The 14,500-nt window shown below is 34.1% G+C and carries 10 protein-coding genes and 2 tRNA genes; 6 read left to right on the forward strand and 6 right to left on the reverse strand.

The features are described from left to right. Window positions 1–15: 15 nt before the first annotated feature. Entirely contained in the window at window positions 16–1,146 is a 1,131-nt protein-coding gene (locus tag NCC77_RS01500; protein WP_250834066.1) for a DegT/DnrJ/EryC1/StrS family aminotransferase, read from the reverse strand. 137 nt (window positions 1,147–1,283) lie between these two features. On the opposite strand from NCC77_RS01500, the gene NCC77_RS01505 reads away from it, so the two are divergent. Both NCC77_RS01505 and NCC77_RS01510 read left to right on the forward strand, forming a co-directional pair. Then, a complete protein-coding gene (locus NCC77_RS01505; RefSeq protein ID WP_250834067.1) occupies window positions 1,284–2,513 on the forward strand; it encodes a 3-deoxy-D-manno-octulosonic acid transferase in 1,230 nt (409 codons plus the stop codon). 317 nt (window positions 2,514–2,830) lie between these two features. After that, window positions 2,831–3,046, forward strand: a complete 216-nt coding sequence (locus NCC77_RS01510) for a PG1828 family lipoprotein (protein WP_008467260.1) — start codon at window positions 2,831–2,833, stop codon at window positions 3,044–3,046. 120 nt (window positions 3,047–3,166) lie between these two features. Here the strand turns inward: NCC77_RS01510 and NCC77_RS01515 are convergent, their stop codons facing one another. The 4 genes from NCC77_RS01515 to mutS form a co-directional block, all read right to left on the reverse strand. Next, window positions 3,167–3,553 (reverse strand): DUF1508 domain-containing protein, encoded by a 387-nt coding sequence (locus NCC77_RS01515; protein ID WP_250834068.1) that lies wholly within the window; start codon window positions 3,551–3,553, stop codon window positions 3,167–3,169. Window positions 3,554–3,801: 248 nt separating this feature from the next. Next, window positions 3,802–3,887 (reverse strand) — tRNA-Leu (locus NCC77_RS01520). A 15-nt stretch (window positions 3,888–3,902) separates the two neighbouring features. Continuing rightward, window positions 3,903–3,975 (reverse strand) — tRNA-Gly (locus NCC77_RS01525). A 162-nt stretch (window positions 3,976–4,137) separates the two neighbouring features. Beyond that, on the reverse strand, window positions 4,138–6,744 hold the full coding sequence (gene mutS / locus NCC77_RS01530) for a DNA mismatch repair protein MutS (RefSeq protein WP_250834069.1): 2,607 nt from the start codon (window positions 6,742–6,744) through the stop codon (window positions 4,138–4,140). Between the two features lie 157 nt (window positions 6,745–6,901). On the opposite strand from mutS, the gene NCC77_RS01535 reads away from it, so the two are divergent. The 3 genes from NCC77_RS01535 to NCC77_RS01545 all read left to right on the forward strand — a co-directional run bounded on the left by NCC77_RS01535 (window position 6,902) and on the right by NCC77_RS01545 (window position 11,374). Further along, the gene (locus NCC77_RS01535) at window positions 6,902–7,333 is read left to right on the forward strand and encodes a DUF1573 domain-containing protein (protein WP_095927851.1); all 432 of its coding nucleotides are present in this window, start codon (window positions 6,902–6,904) and stop codon (window positions 7,331–7,333) included. A gap of 75 nt (window positions 7,334–7,408) precedes the next feature. Then, complete coding sequence (locus NCC77_RS01540) at window positions 7,409–7,945, forward strand: RNA methyltransferase (protein ID WP_250834070.1); 537 nt, start codon at window positions 7,409–7,411, stop codon at window positions 7,943–7,945. A gap of 111 nt (window positions 7,946–8,056) precedes the next feature. Continuing rightward, window positions 8,057–11,374 carry an Ig-like domain-containing protein gene (locus NCC77_RS01545; RefSeq protein ID WP_250834071.1) on the forward strand — a complete coding sequence of 1,106 codons (3,318 nt, stop codon included), beginning with the start codon at window positions 8,057–8,059 and terminating at the stop codon, window positions 11,372–11,374. A gap of 96 nt (window positions 11,375–11,470) precedes the next feature. Here the strand turns inward: NCC77_RS01545 and folK are convergent, their stop codons facing one another. Next, window positions 11,471–12,604, reverse strand: a complete 1,134-nt coding sequence (gene folK / locus NCC77_RS01550) for a 2-amino-4-hydroxy-6-hydroxymethyldihydropteridine diphosphokinase (protein ID WP_250834072.1) — start codon at window positions 12,602–12,604, stop codon at window positions 11,471–11,473. Between the two features lie 138 nt (window positions 12,605–12,742). Between folK and sppA the strand changes: the two genes are divergently transcribed. Beyond that, entirely contained in the window at window positions 12,743–14,500 is a 1,758-nt protein-coding gene (gene sppA / locus NCC77_RS01555; RefSeq protein ID WP_250834073.1) for a signal peptide peptidase SppA, read from the forward strand.

Here is a 14,500-nt window from a genome sequence, read left to right on the forward strand (position 1 = left end):
AATACTTAAATTGTCTTATTTTAAAAATTCGATTACGCTGTCTGTAATATATTTAATCTGTTCATCATCAAGTTCTGTATGCATTGGTAAAGCAATTACTTCTTGAACTAATTGATTTGTTACAGGAAATTGCTCTTCTTTATAACGAGGATCTAAATATGCTTTTTGAGAGTGAAGTGGAATTGGATAATAAATTGCACAAGGAATTCCTTTATCCAATAAATGTTGCATTAAAGCATTACGATCTGCATCAACGATTCTTAATACATATTGATGAAAAACGTGATCATTTTCGTTTGCATCAAAATCTGGAGTTATGATATGCGCATTTCCAGCGAAAGCTGCATTGTATTTAGTTGCCGCCAAACGACGTGCTTGATTGTATTCATCTAAAAGTGGCAATTTTGCATTTAAAACTCCAGCCTGAATACTATCTAAACGTGAATTTACACCTACAACATCGTGGTGGTAACGCTCATACATTCCGTGATTTACAATTCCGCGGATAATGTGAGCCAATTTATCATCATTTGTAAAAATCGCTCCTCCGTCACCATAACACCCTAAGTTTTTAGATGGGAAGAATGAAGTTGCTGCCACGTGACCAATTGTTCCTACTTTAACTTTTGAACCAGATTTAGAAACATAATCTGCACCAATTGCCTGAGCATTATCTTCGATTACATATAAATTGTATTGAGCTGCAATTTCCATAATTGCATCCATATTTGCAGCGCGTCCAAATAAATGTACAGGAACAATCGCTTTTGTTTTTGGCGTAATTGCTTTTTTCACCGCATCAATATCGATGTTCATATTATGCAAATCAACATCAACCAAAACTGGAGTTAATTGCAATAAAGCAATCACCTCAACTGTAGCCGCAAAAGTAAAATCGGCAGTGATAACCTCATCTCCAGGTTGAAGACCAAGTCCCATCATGGCAATCTGCAACGCATCTGTACCATTTGCACAAGGAATAACGTGTTTTGCGCCTAAATAATCTTCAAGATTTTTTTGAAACTGATGAACTAAAGGTCCGTTGATATAAGTATTTGTATCTAAAACTTCTTGAATTGAAGCATCTACAGTCGATTTTATTTTTTCGTATTGACTCTTTAAGTCAACCATTTGTATTTTTTTCATTTTGAATCTATTTAAAAAAATTAAAGACACCGTTTTTAGGCAGAAATCTCTAAAAGGAGGAACAAAAATAGTTATTAATAGCTTCAAACCAATGAAAATAGTCGAAAGAAATGTAATTTAGCTGCAAAAAAAATTACATGCTTTTTTTATACAATCTAACCATTTACATCGCAGGATTTTTCTTAAAAATCATAGCGCTATTTAGTCCGAAAATTAAGCTTTTTATTGAAGGCCGAAAAAATGTATTTTCAGTATTAGAAGAAAAAATTAAAGTAGAGGACAAAACAATCTGGTTTCATTCTGCCTCACTTGGCGAATATGAACAAGGACTTCCTGTTATAGAAAAAATCAAAGAAAAATATCCCTCACATAAAATTATTGTAACCTTTTTTTCACCATCTGGATACGAAGTGCGTAAAAATAACACAGTTGCCGATGTGACCATTTATTTACCGCTTGACACTAAAAGTAATGCAAAACGATTTTTAAAACTGGTTCATCCTGAATTTGCTTTTTTCATCAAATACGAATTCTGGCTTAACTATTTAAAGGAATTAGAAAAAAGCAAAACACCAGCTTATCTGATTTCGGGAATTTTCAGAGACAATCAGATGTTTTTTAAATGGTATGGCGGCTTTTACAGAAAAGCTCTGAATACTTTCACTTATTTTTTTGTTCAAAATGAAAGCTCCAAACAAAAAATTGAATCAATTGGATTTCATAACGTAATTGTTTCTGGCGACACTCGTTTTGATCGCGTAAATGCTATTTTAGAAAGAGACAATCGTCTTGATTTTGTTGAGAATTTTAAAAACAATCAGACGACAATTGTCGTTGGAAGCTCATGGCCAAAAGATGAAATCTTAATTGCCGAATATATCAATCAAGCTCCTGAAAATGTAAAATTCATAATTGCTCCACACAATATTAAACCCGATCAGATTTCAGATCTTTTGTCAAAAATCACAAAACCAACGGTTCTCTTTTCAGAAAAAGAAAACAAAGATTTATTTGATTACAGCGTTTTTATAATAGACACTATTGGAATTTTGACTAAGATCTATAGTTACGGAACCATTGCATATGTAGGCGGCGGATTTGGAAATCCCGGAATACACAATATATTAGAACCTGCTACCTTTGGAATTCCAATTGTAATTGGCCCTAATTATTCAAATTTCGCAGAAGCAGTTGATTTAGCCAAAATTGGAGGCTGCATGCCCATATCAACGAGCGCAGAACTTAAAGCCATTTTGGACAAATTATTGAATGATAAAAACTTTCTAGAAGAAAAAAGCGCAATCTGCAAATCGTTTATTCAAGACCATAAAGGAGCCACTGAAACGATCATAAAACTCATCTCATAGCCTTTTGACTTGATAAAGGTGTTAAAATTGAAGAAATAAGTCTAAACGATCCTGCTTAAATACTCTTAAAAAACAATACAAATCCTAAATCAAAGAAACTAAATAACTGATTTTCATAAAGATTATTCAACAAAAAATTATTTAGACGAGAAATTAGATAATTTAAGAAAAATTTATAATTTTGGCATATTCTTTGATAAATAAGATAAACGTGAGTAAGGAAAATATTTTAAAAAAAAAGTGAAAAAATATTTTACATATTAAAAAATTTATATCTTTGCCACGAATTAATAATTAACCTTTTATAATAAAGTAAGATGAAAAAAGTATTTTTAAGTTTAGCTGTTGTTGCTGTTTTAACTGTTGTATCTTGTAAAAAAGCTGACGCTGCTGCTGAAGCTCCTGCTGTAGATTCTACTGCTGTTGCTGTTGATTCAGCTGCTGCTGTTGTTGATTCTGCTGCTGCAACTGTTGATTCTGCTGCTGCTAAAGTTGACTCTGCTGCTGCTAAAGTAGAAGAAGTAAAAAAATAATTAGAACCTAAGTTCTAACGATTTTAAAACCATCTTTATAGATGGTTTTTTTTTGCGATAACTTTTTTTTTCGCAAAATTCACAAATAAAAAAAAGCGTCCGCAATTGCGAACGCTTTTTTCATTCAGCCGCTTCTTCCACTTCTTCATCTTCAGATTCCTCATCACCAAAAATTGACTCACTCGAAGAAAAATCCAAAATTTCCGATCTAGAAGAATAAGTCACGATCTCCTTCACCCCTTTCTGCAAAAGCAATTCCGTACTGTATTTTCGACTTGTAGCAAAATGAACATCACCAAGCATCAATTTAAAAAAATACTTCCCTCCAGAACCCTTAAACTTCAAAAACTTCGCAAGCTCAATATTCGCCTTAAACCTTTCAATATCCTCTTCACACTCAAACCTCAACTCATAACTCAAACTCGTAAAAATTACTTTCCCTCTCCGAGAGGTAAACGTAAACTTATATTCATCATTAAACCGCTTGCTAATTACAAAAGCACCCATTTATAAATTTTAGATTTTAGATTGTTGATTTTTTTTTGAGATTCCGAGATTCTGAGATTCTGAGATTCTGAGATTCTGAGATTCTGAGATTCTGAGATTCTGAGATTCTGAGATTCTGAGATTCTGAGATTCTGAGATTCTGAGATTCTGAGATTCTGAGATTCTGAGATTCTAATAAATTTACTGCGTAAATTTATTATCTGCAAGCCTGCAAATAAAAAAAGCCTCTTCAAAAGAAGAGGCTTTAGTACTCAGAGCGGGACTTGAACCCGCACGAACATTGCTGTTCACTGGATTTTAAGTCCAGCGTGTCTACCAATTTCACCATCCGAGCATTGTATGGTTTTTGAGCGAAAAACGGGGCTCGAACCCGCGACCTCGACCTTGGCAAGGTCGCGCTCTACCAACTGAGCTATTTTCGCATTTTCAAATTCTATTTAAGAACTGCAACACTTGATTTGTTTCGTATTGCGAGTGCAAATTTAGGACATTTATTCAATTACACAAGCGTTTTTTCAAAAAAAAATCCACTTATTTTATAACATTCTGATAACCTAAACTTTAAAATTGAAAATTTTTAGATTTTATTTTTTAACCAGCATTCTTTTGATCTCATTCAGTTTCATCAATGCTTCTACTGGTGTAATTGCATTAATGTCGAGGCTCAAAATTTCCTCTTTTATCTCTTCCAACAAAGGATCATCTAGATTAAAGAAACTCATCTGCATTTCATCATTAGCAGATTTTATTCCGTTTAGAGCATCACTTGAATGGTTCTTTTCTAATTTCTTTAAAAGCTTTTGTGCTTTCGAAATAACCAGCTGAGGCATTCCAGCCATTTTAGCAACATGAATTCCGAAACTATGTGCGCTCCCTCCTTTTACCAGCTTTCTAACAAAAAGAACGGTATCTTTCAACTCTTTTACCGCCACATTAAAATTCTGGATTCTCGGCATCGATTCCGTCATTTCATTCAACTCATGATAATGCGTTGCAAAAAGCGTTTTTGCTCTCCCCGGATGCTCGTGCAAAAATTCAGCAATTGCCCAAGCAATCGAGATTCCGTCGTAGGTACTTGTTCCTCTTCCAATCTCATCTAACAGCACTAAACTTCGATCTGAAATATTATTCAAGATCGAAGCCGTTTCGTTCATTTCGACCATAAAAGTTGATTCTCCCATTGAGATATTATCAGAAGCTCCAACTCTGGTAAAGATCTTATCGACAATTCCCATTCTAACACTGTCAGCAGGCACAAAACTTCCCATTTGAGCCAAAAGTACAATTAGAGCCGTTTGCCTTAAAATCGCCGACTTACCCGACATGTTTGGCCCGGTAATCATAATAATCTGCTGCGTTTCTCTGTCTAAGAAAACATCATTGGCAATATAAGGCGTTCCAACTGGCAATTGCTTTTCGATTACAGGGTGTCTTCCGTTTTTGATATCCAATTCGAATGTATCATCGATTTCAGGCTGCACATATTGATTTTCGACAGCCATTTGCGTAAACGAACATAAACAATCCAATTGCGCAACCAAATACGCGTTCATTTGAACTGGTTTGATATAAGTCGAAATCCAAGCTACTAATTGCTCAAAAAGCTCACTTTCTATTTTATAGATCTTTTCTTCTGCTCCTAAAATTTTGGTTTCGTATTCTTTTAATTCTTCAGTAATATAACGCTCTGCATTTACCAAAGTCTGTTTACGAATCCATTCTTCTGGAACTTTATCTTTGTGCGTATTTCTAACTTCAATATAGTATCCGAAAACATTGTTAAAAGAAATTTTCAATGAAGAAATTCCTGTTCTTTCCGATTCTCTTTTTTCAATTCCTTCTAAAAATTCTTTTCCTGAAGTTGAAATCGCACGCAATTCATCCAGTTCTTCATTTATTCCTGCTGCGATCGCATTTCCTTTTGAGATTGCAACTGGCGCATCTTGGTTTAATGTCGTTTTAATTTTTTCGCGAAGCAAATCACAAGCATGTAAACTGTCTCCGATAACCTTTACCGCTTCTTGCGGACTTTCCAGCGCAAGAGTTTTAATCGGAATAATGGCATCTAAAGATTCCTTTAAATACACAATTTCTCTTGGCGAAACTTTTCCTGCAGCAATTTTAGAAATCAAACGCTCTAAATCTGAAATCTGTTTAATCTGATATTGGATATTATGCAGAATTTCAGGATTTGATTTTAAATACGCTACTACTTCATGTCGTCCTTTTATTTTATTAGCGTCTTTTAAAGGCAATGCCAACCAACGTTTCAACAAACGACCTCCCATTGGAGAAAGCGTTTTATCGATAACGTCCAAAAGCGTAACTGCATTTGGATTATAACTATGATACAATTCTAAGTTTCGAATGGTAAAGCGATCCATCCACACGTAAGCATCTTCCGCAATACGCTGAATAGCCGTAATATGCTGCACACGATTATGCTGCGTCTCGGATAAATAATATAAAATTGCTCCAGAAGCAATAATTCCTTCTTTTAATTCTTCAACACCAAATCCTTTTAAGGAATTCGTCTGAAAATGCTTTGTTAAAGTTTCTAAAGCATAATCTTCTTTATAAATCCAATCTTCTAGGTAGAAACTATGAAAATCTTCTCCAAAAGCAGTTTTAAAATCATTCTTATTATTCTTTGCAACCAAAACCTCGCTTGGGTTAAAGTTCTGCAACAATTTGTCAATATATTCTGCATTTCCTTGAGCCGTTAAAAACTCTCCAGTTGAAACATCTAAAAATGAAATTCCGATATTTTTATTAGCAAAATAAACAGATGCCAAAAAGTTGTTTGATTTCGATTGTAAAACCTCATCGTTCAAAGAAACTCCAGGAGTTACCAACTCCGTTACCCCTCTTTTTACAATTGTTTTGGTCATTTTTGGATCTTCCAGCTGATCGCAGATTGCAACACGAAGTCCAGCTTTTACCAATTTTGGCAAATAAGTATTAACAGAATGATGTGGAAACCCCGCAAGCGCCGTTTCTGTATCAGATCCTGCACCTCTTTTTGTTAATGTTATTCCTAAAATCTTAGAAGCTCTAATGGCGTCTTCTCCAAAGGTTTCATAAAAATCTCCTACTCTGAAAAGCAGACATGCATCAGGATATTTAGCCTTGATTTCGTTGTACTGTTTCATTAAAGGTGTTTCCTTCACCACTTTCTCTTTAGCTGCCAAATTGTAATGTTTTTAAATGAAAAAATTAAGACAGCGAATTTATGCTTTTTTAGCCGCATATGAAAAGCTTCAAAAATTAAAATATTTTAAGATTTTTTTAGGTTGTAGTATAAGATTTTTACATAGCTTTGTTTATCATTAAAAAAGACCCTTAAAGATGAAAAAAATAATCTTATTCGCTATGTTAGCTGTAGCTGGTATTACGGCTACTAATGCACAAACAACTAAAAAAGCTAAAGCGGCTAAAGTTGCTAAAGTTGAAGGAGCTGGAATGGCTTTCGAAACTGAAACTATCGATTACGGAACTATCGCTCACAATGCTGATGGAAAACGTGAATTCGTTTTTGTAAACAACGGAACTAAGCCATTAATCATTACTAACACTACAGGATCTTGCGGATGTACTGTTCCAACTACTCCAAAAGAACCAATCGCTCCAGGAGCTAAAGGTGTTATTGGTGTAAAATATGCTACTGATAGAGTTGGTGCTTTTACAAAAACTGTAACTGTAACTTCTAACGCAGAAGGACAACCTACAAAAATCCTTACTATTAAAGGTACTGTTTTACCAGATCCAGTAAAAAGCTAATCTGAAAAACATTTAAAATAATCAAAAAGCTTCCTTATCTTTGGAAGCTTTTTTTATGACTACAATTCAAAAACAATGAGAAAACTCGAAAACAGCGAACTAGACCGTAAATCTATTGAAGATTTTAAAAAATCGGAGAAAACACCTTTAATATTAGTTTTAGACGATATTAGAAGTCTACACAATATTGGTTCTGTTTTTAGAACTGCTGATGCGTTTTTGATTGAAAAAATAATCTTATGCGGAATCACCGCAACTCCTCCAAATAAGGAAATCCATAAAACTGCTCTTGGCGCAACCGAAACTGTTGCTTGGGAACATAATGAAAATGTTTTGGAAGTTATCGAAAACTTAAAGAAAGAAAATGTTCTTACAATGGCAATTGAGCAGGTTGAAAGTTCCGTTTTTCTTCAGGATTTTAAAATTGAAAAAGACCAGAAATATGCTTTAGTTTTTGGAAATGAAGTTTATGGCGTTTCGCAAGAAGCCGTAGCAATCTGCGACGGATGTATTGAAATTCCGCAACTTGGAACCAAACACTCTCTTAATATTTCTGTAAGTGCCGGAATTGTGGTTTGGGATTTATTTCAAAAAATGAACTGGCCAGAATAAAATCAATCGGGTTTTTATTAAAAAAATGTGATTTTATGATATTTTCAAGCCTAAATATGTTAGAAATGTAAATATATTTTTTTGTTGTTATAAAATTGATACTTTTATAAAATGAAAAATAATTATTTCTTAAAAGCATCTTTTTTATTCATTTTATTGCTGTCCAGTTTTATTGGATCTGCACAACAATATACTTCAATTCCCGATTCTAACTTCGAACAAGCTTTAATCGATTTAAATATTGATAGTGGCACTATTGATGGTCAAGTTCTGACTGCAAATATTATTAATCTGAAGACATTAGTGCTACAAGGAAAAAATATTTCAGATCTAACCGGAATAGAAAACTTTACAAATCTGGAATATTTAGACTTAGGAGCAACCAATAATGATCCTGATAGGAATAACAAAATCAGCTATTTAAATATCACAAAAAACACAAAGCTAAAGCTTCTAAGCTGCAACTTCAACAATCTAACCAGTCTTGATTTATCAAAAAACATCAATCTGACTGAACTACATTTAAATGGAAACAAATTAAATAGCATCAACATATCTAACAATAACCTTTTAGCCATTTTTAATTGCGGCGGCAACAATCTTACAAATCTAGATGTAACCCAAAACACAGCATTAAAACATTTATCTTTCGACAGAAACAAATTAACAGATATAGATTTATCAAACAATACAGCATTAATCGGTTTATCCTGCAATTACAACGAATTAACAAATCTTAATATCAGTAAAAACATAAATCTTGATAATTTAAATTGCAGTTTCAATAAATTAACCACTCTAGATGTTAGTCAAAATACTATTATTCAAGGCATATCCTGCGATATCAATCAGCTTACAAGTTTAGATGTCAGCAATAACCCCATATTAAAAACTTTAACTTTAAATAACAATAAAATAAGTGCATTGGACATTTCTAAAAATCTTCAGTTATTTGTTTTAGATGCTGGCAATAATCAACTAACTAGCATCGATGCAACAAAACATTTAAGTTTGAACAATTTAAATATTGGTAGTAATCCAATATCAAATCTAGATATTACAAACAATAGCGCTTTAGAATCATTATCTTTTCGTTCGACAAAGGTTTCCAATATTGATACTTCTAAAAACCCCAAACTAACACAGTTATATTGTTCTAACACATTATTAACTTCTTTAGATGTTTCTAAAAATCCTAAGTTAACCAGCTTTGTCTGCAATGGTAATTCATTAAGTTCTTTGAATTTAAAAAACGGAAACAATACTCTACTTAATAATTTAAGTTTTATCTCCAACCCAAGCCTTAGCTGCATTCAAGTAGACAACGCAAATTATTCTAATGCCAATTGGTCTGCTTACAAAGACAATACAGCTACTTATTCTAACGATTGCAGCAAATTTTCGGCTGTTGCGCCGCCAGTAATTAAAGCTACTGGCGATCAATTATACTGTCCTCAAAGCACTATAAAAATTGTAACAGACGTAACCATAACAAACGATCCTTCTGAAACTGGAACCGAAGCCATTTATATTCAAATTTCTTCTGGATATTCTAGCGGTTTTGATAAACTTGAACTTTTAAATCCTACAGCGCATTCTAACATTACCACAAGTTGGGATCCTGTGGCAGGAAAAATAACATTATCTAGCACTACCACTGGAGCCGATGTTTTATATTCCGATTTTGTTGCCGCTATTAAAGATGTTGCCTTTACAAATTCTTCTGCAACGGCTTCTGGAATCAAGACATTTTCTATTACAATGGGTAAAGCAAATTATTTACCCTCTACACAGCATTATTATGAATATGTTCCAAGTATCGGAATAACATGGACAGCAGCAAGAGATGCGGCAGCGGCTCGAACTTATTATGGTCTTCAAGGTTATTTAGCCACTATTTTATCTGCTGATGAAGCAAAACTAATTGGCGAACAAGCTTCTGGAACGGGATGGATTGGAGGCAGCGATGCCGAAACTGAAGGAGTCTGGAAATGGGTTACGGGTCCTGAAGCAGGAACTATTTTTTGGAATGGAAACGCAAACGGATCAACACCAAATTATGCTTTTTGGAACACAAATGAACCCAACCAACAAGGCGATGAAGATTATGCTCATATTACACAACCTGGTGTAGGAATACGAGGCTCTTGGAACGACTTATCAAATGCAGGAGATACCTCTGGCGATTATCAGCCAAAAGGATATGTGGTAGAATATGGCGGAATGCCGGGCGAAACTCCTTTACAGATTGCAACCAGTACCAAAATCACTATTCCTGTGGCAACACCAGCTAGCAATCTGAGTCCCGTTTGCAACTCAGGAAGTTTTACTTTAACTGCAACCGCAAATGCTGGTACGATTAACTGGTACGATGCCGCTACAGGAGGAAATTTATTAGGAACCGGAACTACCTACACCACTCCAATAATAAGTACAACTACCATTTATTATGTTGATGCAGGTTGCGAACTAAACCGAAAATCGATAACTGCAACTGTAAATATAACTCCTTCGACTCCTATTGCAGAACGAGACACCTATACCAATTGTGGCCCAGGAACTCTGACTATTAAAGCAACTTCAAATATTGGTTCCATAAATTGGTATGCTTCAGCAACTGGAGGAACAAGTCTTTATGTGGGAACAACTTTTACCACTCCAACTATTTCATCCAATACCACTTATTATGCCGAAGCATCAAATACTGGATGCATCAACCCAACAAGAACTCCAATAAATATTGAGATTTACACACCTCCAGCTGTTACTGATGAAACTTTGTCATTGTGCGAATTTAAGACCATAACATTAGATGCTGGAATTTCTGGAATGAATTATTTATGGTCAAATGGAGCTACAACTCAAACTAATACTGTTAGTACTGGCGGAACATACACGGTAGCCGTTACAAGTCCGTCTCCTGAAAATTGTACGAGTACAAAAACAATTATAGTCGAAGAACATAAAATTCCTCAAATTGCGCGAGTTGATGTTGAAGGAACTAGAGCTATTATCTATCCTGTAAAAGCAGAAGATTATTATGAATATTCTGTAGATGGTGTCAATTTTCAAGATTCTACTATTTTCTACGATGTTCCTGGCGGATTACAAACTGCGTATGCACGAGAAAAAAGTGGCTGCGGGCAAAATACCAAACAATTTGTAGTGCTCGTTTTTCCTCCATTTTTTACACCAAACAACGATACTTACAACGATGTTTGGGAAGTAACCGGAATGGAAAATTATCCTCAGGCGGTCGTTACGATTTTTGACCGCTACGGAAAATTAATAGCACAATTAAGCCGCTTCAAAATGACTTGGGACGGTACTTTAAATCAAGTTCCGCTTCCTGCTTCAGATTATTGGTATGCTTTAAAAGTAGATGATTCAACGCCTATTTTAAGAGGACATTTTACTTTGAAAAGATAGTTTTTAATGAGAGAATATGTCAATTTGATAATTAGATAATTAAAAAAAGACATCTCTAAAAAATTATCTAATTGACACATTATCTAATTATCTCAATTAATTAAGCTTCTTCTTAATTTCATTTAATATATAAAGATAATCTTCGTGTTTTTTTACAAAATCTCGGTCTGAAACATCAATGATTAAAACATTCAAATCGGTTTGAGATTTTATGTATTCCAAATACCCATTATTGATTTTATCCAAATAGGATCCTTCAATATTCTGTTCGTAAATACGTCCGCGTTTTTTTATATTTTGAAGAAGTCGTTCTGTATTTTGATACAAATAAACATACAAATCGGGTTTTGGCATTTCTTTATAAATGATATCAAACAGATTTCTATACAAACGATATTCATCTTCGGCAAGCGTTATTTTCGCAAAAATCAAAGATTTAAAAATATGATAATCGGCCACTATAAAATCTTTAAACAAATCGAATTGCGCCAAATCATCGGCCAATTGCTGATAACGGTCCGCCAGAAAAGACATTTCTAGAGGAAACGCATATCTATTTTGATCTTTATAAAATTTGGGCAAAAACGGATTATCTGCAAATCGTTCTAAAACAGTTTTTCCGTTAAAATCTTCGGCTATCTTATGCACCAAAGTAGTTTTTCCTGCCCCAATATTCCCTTCAAAAGCAACATAATTAAATTGATTTAGAGGAATTTGTGCAATTGGACTTTTCAGATTCTGCACAACTGTACAAACACTATCGTCTGGAGTTACGGCAATCAATTCGGGAATTGTTTTTTGCAAAATCGGATGTTTCCAACTTAACTTTAAATCCTGCATTGGAAGCAAAACAAAATTTCTGTTCTGCATTAGCGGATGCGGGACTTGAAGTTTTTCCGTATCAATTATTTCGTTATCAAAAGCAATCAAATCAACATCAATAATTCTAGACTGATACCCTTCTTGATTCAAACGGATCCTTCCTAGTTCTTTTTCGACTTTTAAAATTTGATTTAATACTTTTTGCGCAGATAAATTGGTATGCAAAAGAAGTGCGCAATTATAAAAAGCATCACTTTCAAACCCCCATGCAGGAGTTTCATAAAGTTTTGAAACCTCGATAACAGTTCCCACATTTTGATGTATTAAATCAATACAATTTTGAATGTTTTCTAGTCTGCTGCCTTGGTTGCTGCCTATCGATAAAACGATTTGATGCTGTAATTTCATAATTAATGCAAATTAACTAAAACTATTTTAGAATTAACCAATATATTTGTGAAACGACGTCTCAAATTCAATCCTAAATTTAGATGTCTAGTTTGTAACATTTTGCCCTTTTTTGCTACTTATTAAAAAAATATACATATGAAGTTTTTAGGAAATGTAATTGCCACAGTTATTGGTATTTTTGTTTTTATTATGCTCTTCTTTTTTGGAGTGCTCTTTATCGGAGTTGTTTTTGGCGGTGACGATAGCGTTTCTGTTAAATCCAATTCGGTTATTGAATTAAATTTAAAAGAAATTAAAAACGATTACGCAGGAAAATATAAAGATCCATGGGTAACTCGTTTTTCTGAACAAAAAGGCATTGGTTTGACCGATGTAATTGATGCTATTGAAGCGGCAAAAACAGATGATAACATCAAAGGAATTTCAATCTTAAATGATGAATCGTCTCTTGGTCTTGCACAATATAAAGATTTAAGAAATGCTTTAGAAAGCTTCAAAAAATCTGGAAAATTTGTCTGGGCTTATGCCAATACGTATTCTCAAAAAGAATATTACTTAAACTCGGTTGCCAATACCATTTATCTAAATCCAGCTGGAGATTTAGATTTTAAAGGACTTTCTTCTGAAGTTATGTTTTTCAAAGATTTTCAAGATAAATCTGGAATTCATATGGAGGTAATTCGTCACGGAAAATACAAAAGTGCTGTTGAACCTTTCTTAGACAATAAAATGAGCGATGCCAATAGAGAGCAGATTACTGCACTTTTAAACTCTATTTGGGGTATCGTTTCGGCAGATATTTCAAAAAGCAGAAATATTTCGTTACCAAAATTAAACGAAATTGCAAACGGTCTTTTGGCTAGAACTCCAGAAATGGCAAAACAGCAGCATTTAGTAGATATTATTGCTTACGAAGATGTTTACCACGATGCCATTAGAAAAGTTCTAAAAGTAGACAAAGATGAAGATTACAACAAAATTTCAATCTCAGATTACACTCAAAATCACGTAACAACAGCTTTGGCCGATACTTCAAGCGATCAGATTGCGATTATTTACGCTCAAGGCGAAATTGGAAGCGGTGAAGGAGATGTAAATACAATTGGAGAAGGTTCTATGCGCCGCTCTTTGCAAGAAGCTAGAAAAAATGATGATGTTAAAGCAATCGTCCTTAGAATTGACAGTCCGGGCGGAAGTGCACTAACTTCTGATTTAATCTGGAGGGAAATTGAAATTACTAAAAAAGTTAAACCTGTTGTGGTTTCTATGGGTAATTATGCGGCTTCTGGCGGTTATTATATCGCTTGTAACGCCAATAAAATTTTTGCTGAAAACAATACCATTACAGGATCTATTGGAGTTTTCGGAATGCTGCCAAACTTTAGTCCATTGGCAAACAAATTAGGAATCAATTCTGAACAAGTTAAAACGCATGAAAACTCAGCAAACTACAGTCCGTTTGTACCTGTTGATGAAAAATTCAAAGCTTTTACTTTAGAAGGAGTTGAAAAAGTATACAACACTTTTGTAACTCATGTTGCCGAAGGTCGAAAAATGACTTTTGCACAAGTCGACTCAATTGCGCAAGGTCGCGTTTGGTCAGGAACTGAAGCTTTAAAAATTGGTTTGGTGGATAAAATTGGCGGATTGAATGATGCGATTGCTGAAGCAGCTAAAATTGCTAAAGTAAAAAAATACAGCACTCAGAATTATCCTGAATACGAAAAAACACTAAACGATCTTCTTTCTAATCTTCCTTTTGCTAAATCGAAAGAAGCTTTTATAAAAGAAGAAATTGGCGAAGAAAACTACCTTCTTATCGAACAGGTTAAGAAATTTCAAAAACAAAAAGGAGTGCAAACGATATTGCCCTACGGAATCAATATTTATTAA

Source organism: Flavobacterium tyrosinilyticum (assembly GCF_023656565.1).
Lineage (GTDB): Bacteria > Bacteroidota > Bacteroidia > Flavobacteriales > Flavobacteriaceae > Flavobacterium > Flavobacterium tyrosinilyticum.